This window comes from Rhodococcus sp. 06-470-2 (assembly GCF_002258235.1).
Taxonomy (GTDB): domain Bacteria; phylum Actinomycetota; class Actinomycetes; order Mycobacteriales; family Mycobacteriaceae; genus Rhodococcoides.
On sequence record NZ_NOYB01000014.1, the window covers coordinates 1 to 23,270 of the forward strand.

23 protein-coding genes and 1 riboswitch are annotated in these 23,270 nt (G+C 66.6%); of the genes, 14 read left to right on the forward strand and 9 right to left on the reverse strand.

Going from position 1 to position 23,270, the window contains the following annotated elements:
- The first annotated feature begins 154 nt into the window (after positions 1–154).
- Both CH276_RS08315 and CH276_RS08320 read left to right on the forward strand, forming a co-directional pair.
- Positions 155–802 carry a GntR family transcriptional regulator gene (locus CH276_RS08315; RefSeq protein WP_176459167.1) on the forward strand — a complete coding sequence of 216 codons (648 nt, stop codon included), beginning with the start codon at positions 155–157 and terminating at the stop codon, positions 800–802.
- The gene (locus CH276_RS08320) at positions 799–2,049 is read left to right on the forward strand and encodes an MFS transporter (protein WP_094628616.1); all 1,251 of its coding nucleotides are present in this window, start codon (positions 799–801) and stop codon (positions 2,047–2,049) included. Before CH276_RS08315 ends, CH276_RS08320 begins: the two co-directional genes overlap by 4 nt.
- On the opposite strand, the gene CH276_RS08325 is transcribed toward CH276_RS08320, so the two are convergent.
- Complete coding sequence (locus CH276_RS08325) at positions 1,970–2,659, reverse strand: DUF6518 family protein (RefSeq protein WP_176459164.1); 690 nt, start codon at positions 2,657–2,659, stop codon at positions 1,970–1,972. The genes CH276_RS08320 and CH276_RS08325 overlap by 80 nt on opposite strands.
- A 99-nt stretch (positions 2,660–2,758) precedes the next feature.
- Here CH276_RS08325 and CH276_RS08330 point away from each other — a divergent pair, with 99 nt between their 5' ends.
- On the forward strand, positions 2,759–3,373 hold the full coding sequence (locus tag CH276_RS08330; protein WP_141214681.1) for a hypothetical protein: 615 nt from the start codon (positions 2,759–2,761) through the stop codon (positions 3,371–3,373).
- A gap of 100 nt (positions 3,374–3,473) precedes the next feature.
- On the opposite strand, the gene CH276_RS08335 is transcribed toward CH276_RS08330, so the two are convergent.
- Both CH276_RS08335 and CH276_RS08340 read right to left on the reverse strand, forming a co-directional pair.
- Positions 3,474–4,811, reverse strand: a complete 1,338-nt coding sequence (locus CH276_RS08335; protein WP_094628612.1) for a M1 family metallopeptidase — start codon at positions 4,809–4,811, stop codon at positions 3,474–3,476.
- A gap of 6 nt (positions 4,812–4,817) precedes the next feature.
- A complete protein-coding gene (locus CH276_RS08340; protein WP_254923840.1) occupies positions 4,818–8,762 on the reverse strand; it encodes a Pls/PosA family non-ribosomal peptide synthetase in 3,945 nt (1,314 codons plus the stop codon).
- 212 nt (positions 8,763–8,974) lie between these two features.
- Positions 8,975–9,090: riboswitch (SAM riboswitch) on the forward strand.
- A gap of 54 nt (positions 9,091–9,144) precedes the next feature.
- Between CH276_RS08340 and CH276_RS08345 the strand changes: the two genes are divergently transcribed.
- Together CH276_RS08345 and CH276_RS08350 are read left to right on the forward strand one after the other, a co-directional pair.
- The gene (locus CH276_RS08345; protein WP_094628610.1) at positions 9,145–10,476 is read left to right on the forward strand and encodes an aminotransferase class V-fold PLP-dependent enzyme; all 1,332 of its coding nucleotides are present in this window, start codon (positions 9,145–9,147) and stop codon (positions 10,474–10,476) included.
- 155 nt (positions 10,477–10,631) lie between these two features.
- Positions 10,632–11,132: a hypothetical protein gene (locus CH276_RS08350; protein WP_094628608.1), complete on the forward strand. Its 501-nt coding sequence runs from the start codon at positions 10,632–10,634 to the stop codon at positions 11,130–11,132.
- A 20-nt stretch (positions 11,133–11,152) separates the two neighbouring features.
- Here CH276_RS08350 and CH276_RS08355 read toward each other — a convergent pair whose 3' ends face one another.
- The 3 genes from CH276_RS08355 to CH276_RS08365 all read right to left on the reverse strand — a co-directional run bounded on the left by CH276_RS08355 (position 11,153) and on the right by CH276_RS08365 (position 13,762).
- Positions 11,153–11,626, reverse strand: a complete 474-nt coding sequence (locus CH276_RS08355) for a YbaK/EbsC family protein (RefSeq protein WP_094628606.1) — start codon at positions 11,624–11,626, stop codon at positions 11,153–11,155.
- Positions 11,627–11,769: 143 nt separating this feature from the next.
- Positions 11,770–12,753, reverse strand: a complete 984-nt coding sequence (gene alc / locus CH276_RS08360; protein WP_032395180.1) for an allantoicase — start codon at positions 12,751–12,753, stop codon at positions 11,770–11,772.
- A gap of 4 nt (positions 12,754–12,757) precedes the next feature.
- Positions 12,758–13,762, reverse strand: coding sequence for a hypothetical protein (locus CH276_RS08365; RefSeq protein ID WP_094628604.1), 1,005 nt, complete (start codon positions 13,760–13,762; stop codon positions 12,758–12,760).
- Between the two features lie 52 nt (positions 13,763–13,814).
- On the opposite strand from CH276_RS08365, the gene CH276_RS08370 reads away from it, so the two are divergent.
- Positions 13,815–14,459, forward strand: a complete 645-nt coding sequence (locus tag CH276_RS08370) for a TetR/AcrR family transcriptional regulator (protein ID WP_176459165.1) — start codon at positions 13,815–13,817, stop codon at positions 14,457–14,459.
- Between the two features lie 28 nt (positions 14,460–14,487).
- Complete coding sequence (locus tag CH276_RS08375; protein WP_032395178.1) at positions 14,488–14,712, forward strand: DUF6480 family protein; 225 nt, start codon at positions 14,488–14,490, stop codon at positions 14,710–14,712.
- Between the two features lie 13 nt (positions 14,713–14,725).
- Here the strand turns inward: CH276_RS08375 and CH276_RS08380 are convergent, their stop codons facing one another.
- Positions 14,726–15,223: a 2-oxo-4-hydroxy-4-carboxy-5-ureidoimidazoline decarboxylase gene (locus tag CH276_RS08380; RefSeq protein WP_032395177.1), complete on the reverse strand. Its 498-nt coding sequence runs from the start codon at positions 15,221–15,223 to the stop codon at positions 14,726–14,728.
- Positions 15,224–15,342: 119 nt separating this feature from the next.
- On the opposite strand from CH276_RS08380, the gene CH276_RS08385 reads away from it, so the two are divergent.
- From CH276_RS08385 to CH276_RS08395, 3 genes are all read left to right on the forward strand, one after another.
- Entirely contained in the window at positions 15,343–16,170 is an 828-nt protein-coding gene (locus CH276_RS08385; protein WP_094628602.1) for a crotonase/enoyl-CoA hydratase family protein, read from the forward strand.
- A gap of 1 nt (position 16,171) precedes the next feature.
- Positions 16,172–16,636: a MarR family winged helix-turn-helix transcriptional regulator gene (locus CH276_RS08390; protein ID WP_094628600.1), complete on the forward strand. Its 465-nt coding sequence runs from the start codon at positions 16,172–16,174 to the stop codon at positions 16,634–16,636.
- A gap of 85 nt (positions 16,637–16,721) precedes the next feature.
- Positions 16,722–17,792, forward strand: coding sequence for a GGDEF domain-containing protein (locus CH276_RS08395; protein ID WP_094628598.1), 1,071 nt, complete (start codon positions 16,722–16,724; stop codon positions 17,790–17,792).
- A gap of 48 nt (positions 17,793–17,840) precedes the next feature.
- Here CH276_RS08395 and CH276_RS08400 read toward each other — a convergent pair whose 3' ends face one another.
- Positions 17,841–18,290: a PAS domain-containing protein gene (locus CH276_RS08400; RefSeq protein ID WP_032395173.1), complete on the reverse strand. Its 450-nt coding sequence runs from the start codon at positions 18,288–18,290 to the stop codon at positions 17,841–17,843.
- Between the two features lie 63 nt (positions 18,291–18,353).
- A complete protein-coding gene (locus CH276_RS08405; protein ID WP_032395172.1) occupies positions 18,354–18,845 on the reverse strand; it encodes an inorganic diphosphatase in 492 nt (163 codons plus the stop codon).
- 144 nt (positions 18,846–18,989) lie between these two features.
- On the opposite strand from CH276_RS08405, the gene dacB reads away from it, so the two are divergent.
- From dacB to hpt, 4 genes are read left to right on the forward strand one after another with little or no spacing between them, the layout of a single operon-like run.
- Positions 18,990–20,393, forward strand: a complete 1,404-nt coding sequence (gene dacB, locus CH276_RS08410) for a D-alanyl-D-alanine carboxypeptidase/D-alanyl-D-alanine endopeptidase (protein WP_094628596.1) — start codon at positions 18,990–18,992, stop codon at positions 20,391–20,393.
- Positions 20,384–21,475 (forward strand): zinc-dependent metalloprotease, encoded by a 1,092-nt coding sequence (locus CH276_RS08415; protein ID WP_441344200.1) that lies wholly within the window; start codon positions 20,384–20,386, stop codon positions 21,473–21,475. Before dacB ends, CH276_RS08415 begins: the two co-directional genes overlap by 10 nt.
- A complete protein-coding gene (tilS, locus tag CH276_RS08420) occupies positions 21,475–22,437 on the forward strand; it encodes a tRNA lysidine(34) synthetase TilS (protein WP_094628592.1) in 963 nt (320 codons plus the stop codon). Before CH276_RS08415 ends, tilS begins: the two co-directional genes overlap by 1 nt.
- 11 nt (positions 22,438–22,448) lie before the next feature.
- Complete coding sequence (hpt, locus tag CH276_RS08425) at positions 22,449–23,000, forward strand: hypoxanthine phosphoribosyltransferase (protein WP_032395535.1); 552 nt, start codon at positions 22,449–22,451, stop codon at positions 22,998–23,000.
- Positions 23,001–23,270: the final 270 nt, after the last annotated feature.

Here is a 23,270-nt window from a genome sequence, read left to right on the forward strand (position 1 = left end):
CGCCCCGCCCCCTCCCCGCCGCCCGGCCGCCCTTGGGGAGTCAATGTGACGTTCAGTGGCCTTTTCGACGGTCGATGTCACGTTGAGTGGACATTTGGGGTGGCCGAAATTGGTGAACCGTTGAGGTGCATCTAGTATCTATGTTGTGTCCGAGATGAGATCTGCCGCCGATACGGCGTATGCGACGGTCAAGGAGCTCATTGTCTCGGGGGAGCTTCCCGGCGGTGAGCTCGTCAGTGAGGGCGAGATCGCGTCGCGCCTCGAGATCAGTCGCACTCCCGTACGCGAGGCATTTCTGCGCCTTCAGGTCGAAGGATGGATGCGCCTGTATCCCAAGCGTGGGGCACTGGTGGTGCCGATCGCGGTGGGTGAAGCCGAGAGTGTCGTCGATGCGCGCAGACTGGTCGAATCGGGCAGCGTCCGAGCGTTCATCGCGGACGCCAGTGCCCGCGAATCCGTGGTGGCCGCCCTGCGCGAGAACCTGCAGCTACAACAGCAGCTGGCCGTGAACGGCACCGCCGCACAATTCAGTGCCGTCGACGCCGACTTTCATCGCACCGTCGTCCACGCCGGCGGCAACCCGTTGCTCGACGCGTTCTACGACGGACTTCGCGAGCGTCAGCGGCGGATGACGGCAGCCTCGGTGACGCGTGATCCGGGTCAGATCTCGCGCATCGTCGACGACCATCGCCGACTCACCGACCTGATCGAGGCCGGCGACGCAGACGGATTCGAGCAGGCCGTCGAACGACACATGCTCGGGGTGCACGGCCTACGACCGGACAGAGGGGGAGCACGATGAGCGAAACGCTCACGAACGATCGAGACCTCGAGCTGACTGCACGACGCTGGCTGCTGGTCGCGTCGGGCATGTTCGCCGTGGCATGGGGCGGAAACGAGTTCACGCCGTTGCTGGTGATGTATCGGCTCGATCATGGCTTCTCGGCCGTTGTGGTCGATACGTTCCTGTTCGCCTACGTCCTGGGCATCATTCCGGCGATGCTGATCTGCGGTCCGCTCTCGGATCGGCTCGGTCGACGCCCGATCATGTTGCCCGCCCCCGCAATTGCCGCGGCCGGGTCCATTCTGATCGCACTCGGACCCGACAACGCCTACATGCTCTTCGGTGGCCGTGTGCTCAGCGGCATCGCGCTCGGAATCGGTATGGCCGTGGGCGGGAGCTGGGTCAAGGAACTCTCGAGTCGCGACTCCAGCGCCAAGCCCGGTGCCGGAGCGCGCCGCGCCGCGATGTCGCTGACCGCCGGCTTCGCCCTCGGTGCCGGAGTCGCAGGCGTGCTCGCACAATGGGCACCCTGGCCGACGCACCTCGCCTACAGCGTGCACGTGGTGATCTGCATCGCCGCCGGTATCGGCATGCTCTCGGTCCCCGAAACGCGCACTGCCACAACAGCGTCGAAGAACAAGCGGCTGCTCGACGACCTGAGGATTCCGTCCGCATCGCATCGCCGATTCCTGTTCGTCGTATTGCCCTTGGCCCCATGGGTGTTCGGTGCCGCGAGCGTCGCCTACGCGGTGCTGCCGTCACTGATGGCGGACGCTCTGGCCGACGAGCCCGGTGGCGGCTATCCCGTCGCACTCTCCGCTGCGATGGCCGTGATCGCCCTCGGCTCCGGCTTCGCGATTCAGGCCGTCGGGCGTCGCATCGACACACCGGCCAACGCGCGAGGGGCACTGGTTGCACTCACTCTCCTGGTGGTCGGCATGGCCGTTGCTGCCTGGGCGGCGTCGGTGCTCACCATTGCTGCGGCGCTGATCGCGGCAGCGGTCCTCGGCTGTGGGTACGGCATGGCGTTGGTCTCGGGTCTGCAAGAGGTGCAACGCATTGCGGGCCCCGACGACCTCGCCGGCCTCACCGCGGTGTTCTATTCGCTGACCTACCTGGGCTTCGCGGTGCCCGCCGTTCTGTCGGCGCTCACCGAGACCTGGCCCGGGGTGGTCACGTATCCGATCATCTTCGGATTCGGCGCAGTGATGGCGGCGCTGTGCGGACTGGTGGTCCGGTCGAAGACATCTGCTCACTTGCCGTAGGACGGAGTCTGGAACTGTTCTGCGATCCGAGCTGCTTTCGTCGCCGGCGCATCAGCACCGCGGCACCGACCGTTCCCGCTGCGATGAGGACTACGCCCGCGGTGATACTGGCGACGCGCTCCGGCCACGGCAGTATCGTCGGCACGCTGAACATGCCCCGAAAGAACGGCTCGATCACCGCCCCAGCGGGGACGACCAGACGCGCGATCGAACCTGACGGGCCGCCGCCTCGTGCTGCGACCCCGACCAGACCCAACGGGCCGCCCATGACAAGGGCGAGAGCGAACCATACTCGGTTCCCCGCCCACACGGTCTCGTCGAACATCCCGAACAGCTGACCGACACCGTAGTGCACCACCAACGCCAGCAGACTCGCGACGATGCCCGCCGCGAATGCATGCAGCGGACGGCGGACCAGCCAGCCGGACAGGATGGGCAGGCCGGCCCATACGGCACCCGAATTCACCAACTTGCTGAAGGTCGAGCGCACGGCCAGCAATGTGTTTGCCTCAGCGGACAACTGGCTTTCGCTCGTGATGTTCGAGGCGAGCGACACGAGAGCCACCGTGATCGCGGCTGCAATGACAAGTCTCCACCACCGTTTCGCCATCAGCGGATGGTACGCAGGCATCGTGCGGTTTTCCGAACAGGCGGAGGTCGCCGCGAGTGGGTGCGGGCCGACCCGTTCGGCTCTAGGATCAGCGGCATCATGCTGCAGTCCTCGCGCACGGTCCCGCCGCATCGGGTTCCTCCGACGGTGGCGCTCGCGGGTGCAACCGTATGGAACCGGCGTGAGGCGTACTGGTTCCTGATCGCGGTGATCGTGCCGGCGGCTTGCTGGTCCGAATATCCGACGGTGGTGCCGTACGTCTTCGCGATCGTTCTGCTCGGGGCGCTGGTGTTTCGTTGCAGACGGGTTGCCTGGTGGGTGTCGATGCTGCGGTGGGGGGTGATCGCCGACGTCGAGACCGTGGACACTGCTCTGCGCGGCGACCGTAACCTTCGCCTCGCGCACGCCACGGGATGGAACGTCCAACGACGTTGGTACACAGGGGTTGTCACTCAATCCACGGTTCGGTATCGGGCCGGGGAAGCGCGCGGGCACCTGTTCGTTCGGGGATTGCCGTTCACCAACGGTGTGGTGCTCGCGCACTCGAAGCAACCGTCGTGTGCCATGGCCATCAGCGACTTCCCCTGCGATCTGCAACTGGACGGCAAGGGACGCTGGGCGGCGTCGTTCCCGAGAGGTTTCTGGCTGCAGGCACTGGCGACGTCGGCGATGTACGGCTACACCGTGGCAGGCCTCGCCCTGTCGCTCGGGTAATCGATGACGTCACCGGCAATCGGCTCCCCAGACTTGGATTCCGGCCCTCGATTGCAGGCCGATATCCGAAACTGGGGAGCCGATTCGAAGGCGCCGGGAACTACGGCAACGACGGCATCTGCTTGTCCACCAGCCATGCGTCCCACAGACTTCGGGGGCAACCGAAGCGGGAGGCGAGGTCGGTGAAGTCCGCCGTTGCGACCGTCGAGTAGCGGTACTTGGAGGTCCATTCCTGGATCAGTCCGAAGAAGCGCTCGTCGCCGATGGTGCGCCGCACGGCGTGCAGTGCCAGTGCGCCGCGCTTGTACACGCGGTCGTCGAAGATGCGGGCGGGCCCAGGATCGCTGAGCTGTAGGTCCATGGCCAGTCCGCGCTGAATGGTGTGTGCCCGCTTGGCCTTGTCGTGAGCCGTTGCGCCGCCGGAGTTCTCGGCCCAGATCCACTCGGAGTAGCAGGCGAATCCCTCGTGCAGCCAGATGTCGGCCCACTTGCCGAGGGTCAGCGAGTTGCCGAACCACTGGTGCGCCAGCTCGTGTGCCACCAGACGCTCGTAGTACCGGGAACCGGAACAGTGATTGGCACCGAAGATCGACAGCCCCTGCGCCTCGACCGGAATCTCGAGATCGTCGTCGGTCACCACCACGGTGTACGACGCGAAAGGGTAAGGGCCGTAGAGCCGTACGAACGTATCCATCATCTGCGGTTGACGACCGAAGTCGTGATCGAACTGCGCGCGCAGGCGCGGCGGAGTGATGGCCTTCATCGGCACCGGCCCCGGGCTGACGATGCGATGCTCGTACGGACCGATCTGAATGGTCGCGAGGTAACTGGCCATCGGCTCGGGCTGCTCGTACACCCAGGTGGTGCGGCTGGCGCGAGTCTGCTTGCGCACCAACGTTCCGTTGGCCACCGCGTAGTACGGCGAATCGGTGGTGATGGTGATGCCGTAGCTGGCCTTGGACACCGGATGGTCGTCGCACGGGAACCACGACGCGGCCCCGTTGGGCTGGCTGGCGACGATCGACCCTTCGGTGAGCTCGTCCCAGCCGACCTCACCCCAGAAACCGTTGATGGGCTTGGGGGTTCCGCCGTACGACACCGTCACCACCAGTGCCGCGCCCGACGCGATGGGCTTGGCGGGCGTGATCTTCAGCTTGCCGCGCTGGTGGCTGAACTTCACCGATCGCGAGCCGTTGACCGACACCTTCGACACGTTCATCGCCGGGCCGAGATCGAACGCGAACTTCGACACCGTCGCCGTGGTGACCGCGGTGATCTTCGCCTTGCCCGTCAGCCGGTTGCTCTCGACCTTGTATTCGAGATCGAGTTCGTAGCGCGAGACGCGGTAGCCCCGATTTCCGTTCTGCGGAAGGTATGTATCGATCGGATTGTCGCTGGCATCGACGTCGAACACCGGTGCCACCAGCCTGTCTGGCACGAAAGATCACCCCTCGTTTCGGTCGTCGCGGATGCGCGGGAAGGGATCCCCCTTGGCCCAGGGCGCGATCGGATTGCCCTGCCAACGAGTATGCGCGGGAACCGTATCACCGCGCATCACCAGGGAGGCAGGCCCCACCGTCGCGCTGTCACCGATTCCCGATGCAGGCAGCGCGACACAGTGTGGTCCCAGTGTTGCGCCTCTACCGAGATCGACCGTGTCCATGGACATGATCCGATCATGGAACAGGTGCGTCTGCACAACGCACCCTCGGTTGACGGTCGCACCGTCGGCCAATGTCACCAGATCGGCCTCGGGAAGCCAGTACGTCTCGCACCAGACTCCGCGGCCGATATCGGCACCGAGCCATCGCAACCACATGTTCAACACCGCTGTGCCCTCGGCGGCGCGCGCGAACCACGGCGCAGCGACGGTCTCGACGAAGGTGTCGGCCACCTCGTTGCGCCAGACGAACGAACTCCACAACGGATGGTCGGTCTTGCCGATCCGGCCCACCCACAGCCACTTCGCCAACGCCGACACCGCAGCGGCCACGAAACCGGCGACGAGCAGCACGAGGCCACTGACCAGTGCCGCCAACCAATATCCGACGGCGTCGGCGACGGCGGTCAGCCCGAACAACACTCCGAGTCCGATGCCGAACGTCACGACGACGGGAATCAACCGACACGTCTCGACGAGCGAGCGGGCGACCTTCAGCTTGCGTGCCGGATCGAACGTGCGTGACGAGTCCGCGCTACCGGCGGCTCGACGCAGCCGCACCGGCGGGCTGCCGAGCCACGACGAGCCGGACTTCGCCTTGTCCGGAGTGGCGGACAGCACGGCGACCAGACCGTTCTTCGGGACGGTTCGGCCGGGACCGGTCATGCCGGAATTGCCGAGGAACGCTCGCTTGCCCACCTTCGCATCGCCCAGATGCATCCAGCCGCCGCCGAGTTCGTAACTGGCGACCATGGTGTCGTCGGCGAGGAATGCGCCGTCGGCGACCGTGGTGAACTTGGGGATCATCAGCACCGTCGACGCCTCGACGTCCTTGCCGATCTTCGCGCCGAGCAGCCGGAGCCAATGGGGCGTCAACAGCGACGCGTAGAGCGGGAACAGGAACGTGCGCGCCGAGTCCATCAGGCGCTCGGTGGCCCACACCTGCCACCCGATGCGGCTGCGCACCGGGTGGTAGCCGCCGACGAGGCCGATGCTGAGCACCCGCACCGCAACGACGGTGATCAGCGCGAACACCGCCAACGACACCAGCGTCGCCACGGGCAACATCACCAGACCACGCTCGAAGGCGTCGAGCACGGAGTCGGCGGTGTGAATCCACCAGCCCATCAGCACCAGGCTGACGCCGATCGAGAACAAAGCCATGCCGGACAGGAACAGAGATGCGACGCCGTAGGCGAATACCCAATGGGTTGCGCGTGGTGGAGCTTCCGCGGGCCACGGATGATCGGCCTTGCCGACCTTCTGAGCCGGCGAACCGGACCACATCTGGCCGGCCTTCACGCGTCCGACGACGGCGGAGCCTGCCGTGACGACCGCGTTCTTGCCGACCTTGGTGCCGGGCAGCAGCGTCGAGCGGGCACCGACGGTGGCACCGGCACCGATCTCGATGCCGCCGATGTAGACGAGATCGCCGTCGATCCAGTGACCGGACAGGTCCACCTCGGGCTCGATGGAGCAGCCGTCACCCAACTCGAGCAAGCCGGTGACCGGCGGCAGGGTGTGCAGGTCGACGCCCTTGCCGATCTTGGCACCGAGAGCGCGCGCGTAGTAGACCATCCACGGTGCGCCCGACAGGTTCGACGCACCACTGGCATCGGTCAATCTCGTTGCGGCCCAAAGCCTGATGTGCATGCTCCCGCCGCGCTTGTACGCGCCCGGTTTCAGCCCGGCCAACAGGATGCGCGATCCGATCACCGAGATCGCCATGCGGCCGACCGGGGTGATGAACAGGACGAATGCCAGGAGCACCCACCACCAGGACAGCGTCGGAGCCCAGGGCACGTCGCCGAACCAGGACATGACGTTGAACAGCAGTCCGAGCCAGGTGACCCACTGCAATCCGGTTAGGGTGGTCAACGGAACCGTTGCCGCGATCTGCGCCCATTGCGCGGTGCGCGAGGTCGGGGCGACTTCACGGGGAATGGCCTCGACGACCGGCTTCAGGTCGTCGAGATACTGCGCCAGCGAACCCAGCCGCGGGTGGTCGTAGAGCTGCGCGACGGTGATCTCGGGGAACCGCTCGCGCAGCGCCGTCACCAATTGCGCGGCCGACAGCGAACCGCCACCGTTGGCGAAGAAATCGGCGTTCTCGTCCGCGATCTGCGCGCCGAGGATGTTGGTCCACAGTTCGGCCACCCACCCCGCCGTGCCGCCGAGCGAGGAGGCACCCGCCATGCCGGGCAGGGGCCACGGCAGCGCATTGCGGTCGACCTTGCCCGAGGTACGCGTTGGCATCTCGTCGACCAACGCCAGGCGTGGAACCAGCGCCGCAGGCAACTGTTCGGCGAGCAACTCGCGAGCGGCTTCGAGATCGAAATCGGGGTTGGTGCTCGCGAGATACCCGACGAGCACCGAGTTACCGGCAGCCGTCTTGCGGATGGCGGCCGCCGCACCGCCGACGCCCGGAAGTGCTTGCAGCGCATTGTCTATCTCGCCGAGCTCGATGCGTCGACCGCCGAGCTTGACCTGGTCGTCGGCGCGACCCTGGAACAACAGACCTTCGAGCTCCAGCTTGACCAGATCGCCGCTGCGATACGCCCGTTCCCACCCGAGGGACGGCATGGGCGCGTACTTCTCGGCGTCCTTGGCCGGGTCGAGATACCGAGCGAGTCCGACGCCCCCGATGACCAGCTCGCCGACTTCGCCGACCTGCACCGGGGTGCCGGACGCGTCGACGACAGCGAGGTCCCACCCGTCGAGGGGGAGCCCGATCCGGACCGGACCCTTGCCGTCCATGATCGCCGCACACGCGACGACCGTCGCCTCGGTGGGGCCGTAGGTGTTCCAGACCTCACGGCCCTCGACGGCGAGCCGCTCGGCCAACTCCGGCGGGCAGGCTTCGCCGCCGAAGATGAGCAGCCGCACCGCTTCCAGAGCCACCGCGGGCCACAGCGACGCCAGCGTCGGGACCGTCGAGACGACACTGATGTCGCGGGAGACGAGCCACGGGCCGAGGTCGAAGCCGGACCGCACCAGAGACCTGGGCGCGGGAACCAGACACGCTCCGTGCCGCCACGCCAGCCACATCTCCTCGCACGACGCGTCGAACGCCACCGACAATCCGGCCAGCACTCGGTCGCCCGGACCGAGCGGATCCTTCTGCAGGAACATGCGGGCCTCGGCGTCGACGAACGCCGCTGCGTTGCGATGACTGACGGCAACGCCCTTGGGAGTGCCCGTCGAACCCGAGGTGAAGATGACCCACGCGTCGTCCTGCGGGGTGGGCGGTCCGGCATTGTGTTCGGAGAGGTCGTGCTGAGGAACGTCCTGCTTGGGGGCAGTACCGGCCGCGATGCCGCCCGCGGTGACGATGGCCGTCACCTGCGCCTCGCCGAAGACCAACTCGGCCCTCTCCTCGGGGTCGTCCGCGTCCACCGGCACGTAGGCAGCACCGACCGCGAGGATCGACAGGATCGCGACGTAGAGGGAGAACGAACCCGACGGCATGCGGATTCCGACGCGATCGCCGCGCCTGACACCGGCGTTGGCGAGCCACTGAGCGCCCTCGGCGATGTCGTCCAACAACTCGGAGTAACTGACCGACACGGCACCGTCGTCGATCGCGGGGGCGTCGGGGAAACGATGTGCCGTGTCGCGGAGGATGTCGATGAGCGTCCGGGCGGGTGGAGCCTGCGGCGAGCGAAGAAACGCCGCCGGGGCAGGTGCTGTGTCCGCGCTCGAACCCGGCAGATCGTTCTCTCGATGCACAGACAACCGGGCGTCCTTCTCGTTCGTTGCAAGTAACTCTGCGTTGGCAAGTGATTCTGTGGTGCTGGCGAGCAGCAGCGCCGTTGGTTATCTCACGTTCTGTTTGCCAGCAGGTGAACGAGCGCGCCTTCCCACCGCGGGAATCCTACTGCGGCGCAGGGGCGAGTCCCGGCTTGACAAAACGGCAGCGAGTTTGCGAGTGTCTTTCCCACGGTCACGAGTACCAGCATCAAGCCCCGGCTAGCTGGTCGGCAACCCTCCTCCGCGGTGGGGTGCTCCGGGTGACGACCAGGCTGATGCCGGAAAACCGGCGCGGCAAGCGCGGACTCGTTCACCACGTCCTTCGGTTGCGGGTCCCTCGAACGTGAGGGCTTGATCTGTCATGACATCTGTACTCTCCCGCCCCTGTGCTCCTTTTGCCCCTGTTTCGGGCACGGATCTACAGGTACCGCTGGTCCACGGCGGCACATGCACTTACGCGAACTTCGATTACGCCGCCAGCGCGCCGGCCCTGGACGCGGTGACCGATCGGATCGCCGAACTGCTGCCGTTCTACTCGAGCGTGCATCGGGGTGCCGGCTACGCCTCACGGGTCTCGACGGCGGCGTACGAGAAGGCTCGGGTGACGGTCGCTGATTTCGTTGGTGCGCACAGTGATTCGGTGGTGGTGTTCACGCGGAACACCACCGACTCGCTGAACCTGCTGGCCGCCTGCGTGCCGGGCTATACCGTGGTGCTCGACATCGAACACCACGCGAACCTGCTCCCGTGGCGCGATCGACGAGTGGTGGTGGCGGCATCGACCCTCGCCGAGACCATCACGCGGCTCGACGTGGAGCTCGCCGCGAAACCTGCTGCACTACTGGCGATCACGGGCGCATCGAACGTCACCGGTGAGGTACTTCCCATCGCGGAACTCGCAGCACTGGCGCACCGGCACGGCGCACGCATTGCGGTGGACGGCGCCCAGCTGGTTCCGCATCGGCGGGTCGACATCGCCGCACTCGGCGTGGACTATCTCGCGTTCTCGGGGCACAAGCTCTACGCCCCGTTCGGCGCGGGAGTGCTTGTGGGCACACGTGATTGGCTCGACGCCGGTGAGCCGCACCTGGCCGGCGGCGGCGCGGTGCGCAGCGTGACCATCGACAACACCGACTGGGCTCCGGCACCGCAGCGGCACGAGGCGGGCACCCCCAACGTCCTCGGCGTTGTGGCTCTCGCTGCGGCCTGCGAGGCCATCGCCGGATTCGACGATGCCGAGCTGCAGGCGCACGAGCAGGAATTGTCGTCCCGACTGCGGCGCGGCCTGGCGGATCTGGACGGCGTCGAGCAGCTCCGGGTCTGGGCCGACGCGCCCGACAGTGTCGGCATCGTCACCTTCACCGTTGCCGGACGCGATCCCGGTGAGGTGGCCGCGTACCTGTCCGCCGAACACGGAATCGGCGTGCGCGACGGCAAGTTCTGCGCACACCCGCTGCTGAGCCGGCTGGGGCACGCGGCCGGAGCGGTTCGAGCCAGTATCGGCCTCGGCAGCTCGTCGGCCGATGTGGACCGACTCGTCGACGCTCTCGCCGCCCTGGTCGAGTCGGGACCGAACTGGCACTACGCGGAGGACGCCGGCTGGTGGAACCCGGTACCCGACCCGCGGCCCTTCCCCGAGCTGGCCGACGGGGCCGCCGGGGTTGGATCCCCGTGCAGCCCCGCAGGCCGTTAGCATGGCGTCATGACCGTGAGTGTCGTGTGGACGGGCAACCGTCACTGGAGCAACAGATACGTGGATCTGTGCCGCACTGCGTCCGGGTCGTGTTCGAGTTCGGCTCCGCTCCGACCGAATGCGTTCACCGACTTCCAGAAACAGGACCACCACTCATGTCGCACAACTTCACCCGTGTCGCCGTCGAATTCTCTGCAGGTTGGACCGAACTGACCCTGCCGTCGGACGGTGACGTAGTCCGGATCCAGGCCTCCGACCTGCGCGAATCCCAGCAACACCGGGCCCGGGTGCGGGCCGAGGCAGTCGAGCGCGGCGAATCTGCCGACAGCGCAGCAGTGTTTCTCGACCTCGAGATCCACATCGCAACCGATGCCCGGACAGCACGTCGGGAATTCGCCGCATTGGACGCGCCGACCAGCCCGGCGTCCATCCGCTACGTCGGAACACCGGCGGGCCTGGCCAGTTTGATCTCCGATGTCACCGCGGCCGATGTGGCCGACGGCGTGACGCTGACGGTGCCAGGCGATGTCGCTCGCCAGTCGGTACTGATCAACAACGCAGTGTTGCCGCTGCTCGAATCGCGCGGCACCCGACTCGACATCGACGTCGTCGACTCGGTCCTCGGCGCACCGATCGCCCCGACACTCGCGTCCTGAGCCCCGACAGTGGGGCAGGGTCAGGTGACGTCGATCGCCAGACCCGCGGTGATGCGCACCAACTCGGGGAACGTGGACCGAAAGATCGTGTTGGTGTGACCGGCGGCCGCCCACACCTCGGCGTACCCGGCCAGATCCTGGTCGACGAACGTGTCCAGATTGGTGGGGTGGCCGACCGGTGCGATGCCCCCGATCGGCTGCCCGGTTGCGTGCTTGGCCGTGTCCAGGGGCGCGCGCATCAACGTCCCGCCCAGACGCTCACCGGTGTGCTCGAGATGAACGTTGTGTGCACCGGAAACCAGTAGCAGTACCGGCTCGTCGTCGAGCAGAAACACCATCGACTTCACGATCGCACCCACTTCGACGCCCAGCGCCGCGGCAGCATCGGCGGCGGTGTGCGTGCCCTCAGGGCTGTTGACCACCACACCGTGATGGCCGCGAGAGATCAGAGTATCGGCAACATGGGCTGCATTCGGATGAAGTAGCCGGGTCATGTGCCAACCCTATTGCCCCGCGACCGTTTACGCAGATGCTTGCTTATCCGGTCATTCCGCAGGCTCCACTCCCGCTCTACTGGGTCGTTCCTGCAGGCTCCACTCCCGCCCTACTGGGTCATTCCGCAGGCTCCACTCCCGCCCTACTGGGTCGTTCCTGCAGGCTCCACTCCCGCGAGATCACCGAACAGTCTCAATCGCGCCATCCCGCCGTCGGGGAAGATGTCCATGCGCACCTCGGAGACCGGGGTGTCGTGGGTGAGCACGAAGCGATGCCGGGTGTCGGGCTGCAGCGTCGTACGTGGCAACAGTTCGATCCACTCGCCGTCGCCGAGCCGGCCACGCAGAGACGCCGCACCGGGCGCGTTTCCGAGGAAGCAGGTGGTGTCGAGTTCGGCCAGAGAGATGAGCCCGGTGCCGGCGAGCTGCACCTGGACCCAGTCGTTCGCCTCGTTGCGTCGACGCGAGGTCTCCCAGCCTTCACCCATCGACCGTGGGGGTCCGGGGAAGAGCAGGTTGTTGGGCGAGCTGTAGAACATGTTCGAGCATGCCGAGACGTACGCGCCGTTCTCGAGTGCAGCCAGGTCCACCGGCCCGGCAGCGAGAAATTTCGGGTCGGGCTTGCCGCGGCCGAGCACCCGCAACCGCGCCACTCCGCCGTCGGGATAGATCGACAGCTTCACGTGCGTCCACCGAGCATCGGAGGCGACGGTGAACCTGTTCTCGCTGTCGCCGTCGACCGAGCTGCGCGGGACGATCGTGGTCCACTCCGTCTGGGTGTGAAGCTCCTCCGGTGACGGAAAGCCGTCGACCTCGGCGGCCTCGATCGAGATCTCCGGCGGATAGTTTCCGGTGAACCATGCGGTGTCGACGACCACCGCCGAGACGACACCCGGCGCTCCGAGACGAACGATGGCCTCGTCGTAGCCGGCCTCGCGTCGGCGTCGTGTCTCCCACCCGTCGTAGATCTGGCCCTTGTGTCCGAACGTCGCCGTCGAGTAGTCGGCTTTTCCGGGCCGGACGAGATTCTCCTTCTCCGCGAACGTCTCGTCGTTCGCCCACACGACTGCGCCTCCGAGTGTGCGGACGGCGAGATCGGGCAGTGGCAAGGGGAAGTTGGCGGTCATGGGATCACACTTTACTGGTCGCGCGTGGAGCCACCGGGTTGTGTGCGGACCGGCGACGCAGTGCTGCCGCGCCCATCAGCAGCGTGCCGATCACGATGTACAGAGCAAGTGCGAGTGCGGGTTGCCCCAGCCCGGTGCCGGAGAAGTACACGATGCTGCGCACGCCCTCGGTGCCGATGCCCGGAGTGATCCACCGACCGATGGAAGCGTAGAGCGAGGGCAGGACGTCTGCCCCGAAAGCGCCTCCTGCGCTCGGGTTTCCGAGAATCACGAACAGTACGATCGCGGCCGGAACCGCGGCGACCCCGATCAGTGCGCGCAGGCCCATGGTGAACAGACCGGTGGCGAAGACCACGCCGGTACCCAGTAATGCGAGCGGAAACCAATGGCCGGCAAACGTTTCCAGGGCATGGGTGGTGAGGAAGGCGCCGAGTGCACCCGAGGCGACGGCGTAGGCAGCGAGAATCCCGACGTGCGAACAGGTTTCGCGACGCGACTGTGGTGCCCCGATCAGCAGTCCGAAGGCTGCCGCCAGCAGGTAGCCGCCGACGACCCAGCCGACCGAGAGGTAGAAGCCGGACAGCCCCCGGTTGTCGTGTACGCCCACCGGAATCTCGTCGCGGACCACGAACTGGCGACCCTGCGAGGCCTCGACCTCGGTGAAGATCGAGTCGAGGGCGGTGGCCACGGAACTGCCCGCCGCGCTCGCGGTGATGAGGGTGTCCGTTCCGTTGGCACCGATGACGTACGCCCCGAGAATGTCTCGGTCGCGGAGCATTGAACGGACCTCTGCGGTGTCGGCTGCGGTGCGTGCCGCGAGCGGGGTGCCGTCGATGGCGTCGAGGCGGTCGGCGGTCTGCTGGTCCAGCCCCTCGGGGAGGCCGGGCTCGGTCACCACCGCGATGGGGATGGCGTGCGGCGTCGGCTGATGGAAGGCCGAGACGTAGCTGAGGATGAAGCCGAGCTGAAGTACCAGCACCGCGGCAGCGAGCAGTGACATCTTGCGCATGGGTGACTCCTGAATCTTGTCGATACCCGAGGTATTCAATACTCTAGGTATCGTGAATGCGGAGGAGCAAGAAAAGTGGGGGCCGACACAGGATCGGCGACGACCCCAACGCACCGACGTTCGGGACCGACTGCTCGCCGCGGCAGCCGACGAATTCACCGAACGTGGCTATGCCGCAGCGAAACTCACCGATATCGCCGACAGAGCCGGCTTCACCAAGGGAGCCGTCTATTCCAATTTCGAGTCCAAGCAGGCGCTGTTCGCCGAACTGCTCGCCCGCCGTTCCCTCGACCTCGCCGCCCGCGTACTGGCCCACGTATCCGATCTGGACTCCGGTGCAGCGGCAGGAGCGGGCGGCGGCGAAATAGCGTCCTGGGTGGTGGCCGAACCCCGGTGGCCCCTGCTGACCGTCGAATTCGGCATCCTCGCCGGACGCGACCCTGCCGTCGCCGAGCGCTACCGCACCGACCGTCGCGCGCTGCGCGGGGAGCTCGAACGCCTCATCGCCGAGCACGCAGGGCGGTGGGGAGTCGGCAAGAACTTCGATGCCCGACGCCTCGCGACGTCACTGGCGGCATTGATCTCCGGATTGGCCGTCGAACATTCGGTGGATCCGGAGGAGATCGACGAGGGAGTCATCGCCGACGCGGTGTCGGAGTTGTTCGCGGGAGCGATAGCCAGAACACATCTCGATTGAGCGAGACCGCACCGGGTAACCGCACAAGATGAATGCCCAGAATCCAGACCCCGACGTCACCACAGGACTCGAAGCGGGAGGCGGCGTCACGCCAGGAGACACCCCGCCCGCCGAAACCGGAATCGGCGGTCCGAATCACGAGCCGCCGCAGCGCAGCCGGGTGATGCCCATCGTCGTCATCTGCGTCGTGGCATTGCTGGCGATCCTGATCGCCGGTGGACTGATCGGTCGCGTCGTCGGTTTGTTCGGCTGATCCCCGACCGAGCTCAGTACTGGGGCCAACCGCCTTCGGGCCCCAGCAGGCGATCCAATCTGGTGTGGTTGATCTTCGCCAGCTCGTCGCGCATGATCTTGCGCTCGGTCTGATCGTCGTTGTCGAGGCGATGGCCCAGATCGACCAGGATGTCTCGCGGCTCGAAGCCCTCGGGCTCGAACAACCGGCTGGACGCGTACGGGTAACCGAACCGGTCCTCGTACGCCCTGGCCGCAGTTCCCAGTGCCCCGCGAGTGTCGGTGTCCATGGCCGCGCACACCTTGCTCGGCTCCGGTAGCGTCGCGGCGAGCGAATCCACATCCCCGTCCGAGAGTTCGGTCAGTTCCGCGTCGGCTGCGGCGAACAGGTCAGCCCGTGAGCGGTACCTGCGGCCGTCTGCCACCCTGGACGCCCACGCCACCGAGCAGCAGCACTCGTACAGCGCATGGACCGCCTTGCGGCGCGGCAGATCGTTGAACGTCTCCAGGCCCAGTCCCTGATGCATCAACATGAGTCGATGATGGGCGCGATTCGATGCATGTACCAGAGCTGAGCAGGGACTTAGCGCAGACGTTACGCGCCGTAACATGCGGTGCAGCATTGTGCGACGCTGCCGCTAGGCTCGCAGGCATGACGGAACGAACCTGGAACGCCTTCTCCGTGGAGATCGCGGACCACATCGCGAACGTGACACTTCTCGGACCGGGCAAGGGCAACGCCATGGGCCCGGACTTCTGGAGCGAAAGCCCCGAGCTGTTCGCGCAGCTCGACGCCGATCCCGAGGTTCGGGCTGTCGTGCTCGCGGGCTCGGGTAAGAACTTCACCTACGGACTCGACCTCGCAGCGATGGCAGGAACATTCGGTCCGCTGATGGCCGACAAGGCATTGGCCGGTCCCCGAACGTCGTTCCACGACACCATCAAGACGATGCAGAAGGCCATCAACGCGGTTGCCGACTGCCGCAAACCCGTCGTCGCGGCGGTTCAGGGCTGGTGCATCGGCGGCGGCGTCGACCTCATCACCGCCGCGGACGTGCGGTACGCGAGCGCCGACGCGAAGTTCAGCGTGCGCGAGGTCCGGGTCGCGATCGTCGCGGACATGGGGTCGTTGGCCCGACTGCCCGCGATCATCGGCGATGGCCACATGCGTGAGCTCGCTCTGACGGGCAAGGACATCGATGCCGCGCGCGCCGAGAAGATCGGCCTGGTCAACGACGTGTTCGAGGACCACGACGCCACCGTGGCCGCTGCTCGTGACTGCGCCGCCGCCATCGCTGCGAATCCGCCTCTGGTGGTGCAGGGCATCAAGACCGTGCTCGACCATTCCCGATCTTCCAGCGTCGACGACTCGCTTCGCTACGTCGCGGCCTGGAACGCCGCCTTCCTCGCCTCGCACGATCTCACCGAGGCGATCACCTCGGTGTTCGAGAAGCGACCGGCGCAGTTCACCGGTAACTGACGTGGTCGAGTTCGCCGAGGAACTGGGCACGCAGCTGGTTCGGCTGCAACGCTTGCGCGAGCGGAACATCGCCCAGATCTCGTCTTCGGGCGGTGTCGACGGGGCTGCTTACGTATGCTTGTTCCGCCTGCTGCGCGACGGGCCGATGAGATCCAGTGAGCTGGCCACGATGGTGAACTCGGATCCGTCGACGGTGAGCAGGCAGGTGGCTCAACTGGTCGAACGGGGGCACGTCGAGCGTGTGCCCGACCAGAGAGACGGAAGGGCCTTCGTTCTCGCCGTGACGCAGTCCGGGCGGGACGTGGCCGCGGCAATTCAGCAACGCCGTACCGAATCTCTCGGTCGGGTGATCGAGGGGTGGGATCGCGAGGACCGGGCGTCACTGGTCGCTTTGCTGGATCGTTTCTTGACCGATTACGAAGAAATGAGACCGGACCTTCCGGCCCGACGCGCAGGTAGCGTCTGAGCCGCCGACAGTCGACAAGGGATCGTTTCGTAGAGGTGCGCGACGAGTCGGGACAACCGGTTCGGACGGAGGGGGCGCGGTGCCAATGGATCGCGATCGACCGCCGCACGGTCCGGCGAGCGGACCGCGAGTCGGTTCGGTGAGGCTCGAACGTCGCGTCGCGCTCGGGATCGCCGCCTTGGTTCCCTCGTTCGGTCTGATCGGGGCCATCGCGATGTTCTCCGACGACGGTCCCGCGTGCACGACCGCGAAGGTCGTCTGTCTGCTGGTGCTGATCTCGACCGTCCCGGTGGGAGTGTGGTGGCTTCGGCGTTCGCTGGATGCGTCGCACATGCCCGGGTGGTTCGTGGTGTACGCCGACGTGGGCGTCGCAGCGATGTTGCTCACCTTCGCCGGCCGCGACCTGGCTCTGAACGGGGCGGCCCTGTTCGCGGTGATCGGCATCTACATCGTCTACTTCGCCCGGCGGCGAGTGCTCGGATTCCACATGCTGTTCGTCAATGTGACGGTCGTGGTTCTGGCGGCGCTGGCGCTGGCGGAGGACACTCACGATCTGGCGTCGACCGCCGCCAGGACCCTCGCGACACTGCTGGTGGTCAATTCGGTGCTGGTGTTTCGCGCCGTGATTCAGCATCAACTCGATCTCGCCAACACCGACTCGCTGACCGGCCTGCTCAACAGGCGCGGCCTCGAACTGCGGTTCGAACGCATGATGGCCTCGCTCGACGCGGATCGTTCGGTGGCGTTGATGGTGGTCGATCTCGATCAGTTCAAACAGGTCAACGACACCTACGGCCATGCAGTGGGCGACCGCGTGCTGCGTCGCACGGCTCGTAGATTGAAGAGCGCCACGGGGGCGCGGCCGTGTGTGGCCCGCACCGGAGGTGAGGAATTCACCATCGCGCTGCCGGTCACGGAAGCCGCGGCGCACTCGATTGCCGACGAGATCCGCGAATCCGTCCACGATTCGCTCGACGACGTACCGGTGACGGTCAGCGTCGGTGTGGCGATGATCAACGGCAGCCGCTGGTCGGACGCAGCAGAGTCGGGTGACGGGGAGGACCTGCTGCACAACGTTCTGCTCGACGCCGACGCCGCAATGTACGAGTCCAAGCACGCGGGCGGAAACAGAGCGACGGTGTATGCCGGCGAATGATCCGCCGGCGTACACCGTCGTCGTTCGGGGAAGAACGTGTGACTTCCGTCAGCGCAAGGCGCTCTTGGGGTCGTTCCACAGCTGATCGGTGAAGTCCTCCAACGCGACGAGCACGATGGTGTCCTCGGTGCGGCGCAGAATCGACTTGCTGGCGCGGACCTGCACGATATCGCCGGTCTTGTCGGTCATCCGCCACAGAGAATCCGCGCGGGTGGCCACCGTGGTGAGGAACATGTCCGCGACATTGACGCCCTCCGGTGCCCGGTCGGGGAAGATGTCGTGCAGGTGGAAGTCCTCCCGCTCGGTGCGGTCCAGGCCGAACAGATCGTCGAAGGCCTCGTTCGCGAACACGATGGCACCGGTGGGATCGACGGCAAGGATCGGCACCGGAATTCGGTCGAGGACGACCGTGACCGGCAGATCGGGAAACTGCGTCGGATCCGAGATCGGTCGCGAATCCAGATTGCGCCGATCACCGTTGGAAGTGCTGTCGGTCATGCGTTTCCCCAAACTAGTTTCGTCGGCGTTCGGCCGAGGGCGAGGTGTGTGATGCCGAAACGATCAGTGCTCCGGATTGTCCGCCAAGCGCTTGAATGATGCAGCGATTTCGGCCTCTGCCTCTGCGCGGCCCACCCAGTCTGCCCCGGTGACGTGCTTGTTGGGTTCGAGATCCTTGTAATGGACGAAGAAATGCTTGATCGCATCGAGCTCGAACGTCGAGACGTCGCTCAGATCCTGGATGTGGTCCCAACGAGTGTCGCCTGCGGGAACGCACAGCACCTTGTCGTCGCCGCCGGCCTCGTCGACCATCTTGAACATCGCCACGGGACGGGCTTCGACGATGACGCCGGGGAACACCGACTCGGGCAGCAGAACCAGTGCGTCGAGCGGATCGCCGTCCTCGCCGAGCGTGTTCTCGATGAAGCCGTAATCGGCTGGATACGCCATCGCGGTGTAGAGGTAGCGATCGAGTCGAACACGTCCGGTGACGTGGTCGACCTCGTACTTGTTGCGCTGCCCCTTGGGGATCTCGATGGTGACGTCGAACGGCACGTGCAGTCCTCACTGTCTTCGTTCGGGCCCGACCGGGCCCGAACCGTTGCGAATGTGTCGATGGTGGCGGCGCAAGGCTACCGGACCCGAGGATACTGTTGACTGAACGATCGTGGGTACGACCACGGCAGATACGGAGGAACAGTGGCGGGGCTGACACGACGGTTCCTCGGCCCCACAGCGGGCCGACGGCGCAGGAAGAAGCGCGTGATCCTGACGCTGTGTGCGCTGTTCGTCGTGATCCTCGCCGCGACGACCGCCGCCCTCGTGTTGCCGTCGGTGTCCGACGGAGCCGAGACCGCGATCGAGCCCCCACCCGAGACGGTGCTGCCCGACCCTGCGATCACCCCGTTCCCGGAATCGGCACCGGTGCCGAACTCGGCAGCTCTGGCAGCTGCGCTGGCCCAGGTGGTCGACGATCCCGCCCTCGGCACGTTCACCGGCACCGTCGCCGACGCACGGACCGGTCAGGTGCTCTGGTCCCAGAACCCCGACACTCCGATGACGCCTGCCTCGACCACCAAGGTCCTCACCGCTGCCGCGGCGATGCTCGCGCTCCCGGCCGATCACCGCGTCACCACCCGCGTGGTCCAGGGCAACGGCGAGGGCAACATCGTGCTGATCGCGGGCGGCGACCCCACACTCACCGCGCTTCCGGTCGGAACCGACGGGTTCTATCCGGGAGCGGCGCGCATCGACGACCTGGTGGAGCAGATTCGGCGCAGCGGAACGGTGGTGCGCAGCATCGGCGTCGACACCTCCGTCTATTCCGGTGACACGATGGCGCAGGGCTGGTTCCCCGCCGATATCGCCGCCGGTTCCATCACACCGATCGAACCGATCATGCTCGACGGCGGACGATCGGACCCACTCGTCGACGAGTCGCCGCGCAGCACAACCCCGGCGCTGGACGCAGGCCGCGCACTGGCCGCTGGGCTGGGCGTCGACCCGGCAGCGGTGACGATCGGCAAGGCCGTCGACGGGGCCGATCAGATCGCATCCGTCGAATCCGCGCCGCTGCGGAACCGATTGCAGCAGATGATCTATCGCTCCGACAATGTCCTCGCCGAGGCCGTAGGACGCGAAGTCTCTCTCGAAATGAACACGGCGGCAAGCTTTTCCGGAGCGGTGGCGTCGATCGGGCAGACCCTGTACTCGGCAGGCTTCGACATGGCCGGACTCACGCTCGAGGACGCCAGCGGACTGTCGGTCGACGGCAAGATTCCGGCCAGGCTGCTCGATCAGGTGTTGACGTCGGCAGCGGGAACCGAGCAGCCGTCGCTGCGTCCGATGCTCGACTATCTTCCTGTGGCCGGCGCGACCGGAACCCTGACGGATCGGTACGCCTCGGGGGATCGAACCGGAGCGGGCTGGGTTCGCGCCAAGACCGGAACCCTTTCTGCTGCAAGCGCTTTGGCGGGGTACGTCGTCGACGTCGACGGCCGCATCCTGACCTTCGCGCTGATGTCCAACGACCGGCCGCCCGACGTCAGTCGTCCCGCCCTCGATGCCGTCGCATCGACCCTGAGATTGTGTGGTTGCCAGTGAACACGGACGCAGCAACGAAGGCCGAAGACGGCGAATCCACGTCCGGTTTCGCCGGTGCCGTCGACTGGTCGGTGGCGGCGAAGACCGGAGCGAAGCTGGCCCGCCCGGGTCCGGCCACTTCGCGCTACACCGCCGATGCGGCCGTGGAAGAGCTTGCCGCCGCATCGATTCGGGCCGAGGGGCCGGTTCGCGAGACCACCGGCCTGGCCGACGGCCTCCCCGTGCCCGACGCCCAGGTGGTCGACCGTGCCGGCTGGATCGCCGCGGCCGCGTCGTCGATGAAGCACCTGACCGGAGACGACGACGGTACGCCGCCGTCCGGTCTGCTCGGCGGAAAGCCGGCCGGACTGCAGGCCGGAGCGATGCTGGCCTTCCTGTCCAGCGCCATTCTCGGACAGTACGACCCCTTCACCGGCGAGAACGGAACGCTGCTTCTGGTCGCGCCCAACGTGATTGCCGTCGAGCGGGCGCTTCGTGTGTCGCCGAGCGACTTCCGGTTGTGGGTGTGCCTGCACGAGGTGACGCACCGAGTGCAGTTCTCCTCCGCGCCGTGGCTCGGCGGCTACATGCGCGAGAACGTCGGGGTGCTCTCCGACGGCACCGACGAACCGCTGACAGATGTCGCCAACCGGCTGACCGGTGCGCTGAAGGCCCGCAAGAATCCGAGCGGGTCCACCAGGTCCGAGGACGCAGGCATCGTCGGACTCCTGCGTGCCACCCAACCGCAGCCCCAGCGCGACGCCATCGACCGACTCCTGGTGCTGGGCACCCTGCTCGAAGGCCACGCCGACCACGTGATGGACGCCGTCGGACCGGCCGTCGTGCCGACCGTGACGCAGATCCGCGGTGCGTTCGATCAGCGCAGGCAACGCAAGGTGAACCCGCTGCAACGCGTCGTCCGGGCACTGCTCGGCATGGACGCGAAGATGGCGCAGTACGTGCGCGGCAAGGCGTTCGTCGATCACGTCGTCGCCACGGTGGGGATGGAACGCTTCAACGCCGTGTGGACCGGGCCCGACACACTGCCGTTGCTGTCGGAGATCGAGGACCCCGACGCCTGGATCGCCCGAGTTCTGGGCTGATGCCCACGCGGCTACCCGAAGGCCCCGCGCTGCTCGAGGTCAGGCATGCGGTCCGCGCGTGGCTCGCCGCCCACCCCGGTCCTGTCGCCGTCGCGTTGTCCGGTGGAGCGGATTCGTTGGCGTTGACCGCGGCGACCGTGGCGGAGGCTCCGGGTGTGCTCGCGTTGATCGTCGATCACGGTCTGCAGGCCGGCTCGGCGCAGGTGGCCTCGACTGCGGCGGCGCACGCTCTCGAGTTCGGTGTCGCCGACGCGCGGGTTCTGACGGTGCAGGTGAGCGGTTCGGGAGGGATGGAAGCAGCCGCCCGCCGAGCCAGGTACGACGCGTTGAACCGGGCCCGCGGCGATGCGTCGGTGCTGGTGGCGCACACCCTCGACGATCAGGCCGAAACGGTGCTGCTCGGGTTGGGGCGCGGATCGGGACCGCGGTCGATCGCCGGGATGGCGGCATTCGATGCGCCGTGGGGCCGGCCGCTGCTCGGAGTCAGGCGCAGCGTGACCCGGGCTGCCTGCGTCGAGCTGGGGATCGAGCCGTTCGAGGATCCGCACAACATCGACACCGACTTCACTCGGGTTCGGTTGCGTCACGAGGTCCTGCCCCTGCTCGAGGACGTACTCGGCGGTGGTGTCGCCGCTGCACTCGCGCGGACCGCCGAGCAGTTGCGCGAGGACGGCCTGGTCCTCGACGCGATGGCCGAGTCCGTCGTCGATACCGATGCGCCGGACCTCGAGGTCGCTGCACTCGACCCGCTCGCTCCCGCCGTTCGCAGGCGAGTGCTGCGTCGATGGTTGCTCGGCCGAGGTGTGACGTCGCTGACCGACCGGCAGATCCGGGCCGTCGATGCCCTCGTCGGACGGTGGACGGGTCAGGGCGGAGTCGCGCTGCCAGGAGGAACGTCCGACGCCAGGTTGGTGTGCTCGCGTCGGCATGGCAGGCTGAGCGTCGGCCTGGAGAACGAATGAAGGGAAACCCCGTGTACGAGGGCGACATCGAATCGGTTCTCATTTCCGAGGAACAGATCAAAGCACGCACTGCAGAACTCGCAGAAGAGATCGCCCAGCGGTATCCCGAAGGCTCGCCGGAAGGTGACCTGCTCCTGGTCGGCGTCCTCAAGGGCGCGATCATGTTCATGACCGACTTCGCGCGCGCATTGCCCATCCCGGCGCAGCTCGAGTTCATGGCGGTCAGCTCCTACGGGTCGTCCACCTCGTCGTCGGGCGTCGTCCGGATCCTCAAGGACCTCGACCGCGACATCACCGGACGCCACGTGCTGATCGTCGAGGACATCATCGACTCCGGTCTGACGCTGAGCTGGCTCAAGCGCAACCTCGCGACCCGCTCGCCTGCCTCGTTGTCGGTGGTGACGTTGCTGCGCAAGCCCGACGCCATCAAGGTCGACGTGGAGGTCGCGAACGTGGGCTTCGACATCCCCAACGAATTCGTCGTCGGCTACGGCCTCGACTACAACGAGCGCTACCGGGACCTGCCGTACATCGGCCTACTCGATCCCAAGGTCTACAGCTGAGTTCGTTCGTTCGGTCCACCCCGCCCGCGTGAATGGACCATTGCCGCGCGGAGACGCATGCAATGGTCCATCGATGCGGATAAGGTGCCCATCAGGTGGGGAACTGCCGGGGGAGTGCAGTCGTTGGAGGGGAAGGAGCGTCGACGCAAACAGGTGCGTGGACGCACAGCGCCAGGTAAGAGCGAGTCAGATGTCCGAGTCTCGCGCTAGCCTGGAGTATCCGGCGGGCAGGGAGCAGCCAGCGCGCTGGAGCGGACTGAAAGGACACGG